At 47.2% G+C, this 1,316-nt stretch carries 1 protein-coding gene and 1 pseudogene; one reads left to right on the top strand and one right to left on the bottom strand.

Translation table 11 applies throughout. The annotated features are described in order from the left end of the window. Positions 1–361: 361 nt before the first annotated feature. Positions 362–697 carry a hypothetical protein gene (locus ACTHS3_RS13455; RefSeq protein ID WP_063076601.1) on the top strand — a complete coding sequence of 112 codons (336 nt, stop codon included), beginning with the start codon at positions 362–364 and terminating at the stop codon, positions 695–697. 240 nt (positions 698–937) lie between these two features. Here the strand turns inward: ACTHS3_RS13455 and ACTHS3_RS13460 are convergent. Further along, a pseudogene (locus ACTHS3_RS13460) lies at positions 938–1,316 on the bottom strand (DNA polymerase III subunit alpha); the annotation flags it as partial.

Here is a 1,316-nt window from a genome sequence, read left to right on the forward strand (position 1 = left end):
CGTTCAAAAAATACATCATAAAGCGCACCTTGCGTGCTGCGAACCATATAAAGTCTGGCTTGTTTTCCCATTGCAGTACCTGTTTGTTTGAAGAACATATCACTTTGTTTCCATGTTACCCGTTACAGCTGAAAAATTCGATATTTTGAATGGTCGGAAGGGTTTGAAGTTCTCGCTGAAAATAAATGAATTATAAATGAAAGGCCGTCTGAAAAATAAAATAGGCTTATATATCAACAGATGATATATCGTAACAATATATTAATAACTGTAAAATTTTTTACGTTTGTATCAAAAAAAAGATAAAATGAAAGAATCAATCGCGAAAGATTGCTATTCACTGAACATTAGGAGAGAAAAAATGACCTGCAAAACCCACGAACATCATGACCACGTTCACGGCGCAAACTGCGGCCACACTGCCATCAAACACGAAGACCACGTCGATTATCTGCACGACGGCCACCTGCACCATGAGCACAACGGCCACTACGACGAGCATGCCCTGAGCGTCAATGAAACCAACCCTGACGGCTGCCACCCGGTTGACACCTGCCACGGCCACGTTCACGGCGAAGGTTGCGGCCACGAAGCCGTACCGCACGGTGATCACGTCGACTACATCGTCAACGGCCGTCTGCATCACCAACACGGCGACCACTGCGACGACCACGGCCCGGTTGAAATCGTTAAATAAAACTGTTTTTCAGACGGCCTTTGATATGGGGCTTCTATAGAAAAAGGGGGTGTATTTTCACCCCCTTTTTTTGTGGGCTATCTTTTCCTATTAGCCAAAGTCTCTTGCAATAAACTTTTCAGATAATCTCTCTATACAATAAGGTCGTCTGAAAGCCTCAATCCGTATTTGATTTATGTTTTTAAAGCGCTTTTTAAATTAAAGGCCGTCTGAACGTGTAGTTTCAGACGGCCTTTAGTCTTACCAATTCACACGAACTGCCCTGCTGCCGAGCAATGTTTCCAGTTCGTCAAACAAGGCGGTGCTTGGCGTTACAATCCATTTGGGCGCAATTTTCAATTTACCCGATGCTTTGCCGTTGCTGTACGATAGTTGCAGCGGGATGTGCGATGTGTCGGGCAGGCGGTGTGTAGTGAGGATGGCGGCGAGGCGCGTGATGTCATGGCCGGGGGTGAGGGCGAGGCTGAGACTGCGGGCGTAGCGTTCGCGCGCCATTTGCAGGGTCATGACTTGGTTGGCCATAATGCGCAGTCCGTCGCCGCCGCCGTAGTCGTCGCGGATGACTTTGGATTCGATAATCAGCACTTGGTCGGATTTGAGGTAGTCTGCGCAGTTTTCC

It is taken from the genome of Neisseria sp. P0009.S007 (assembly GCF_051962515.1).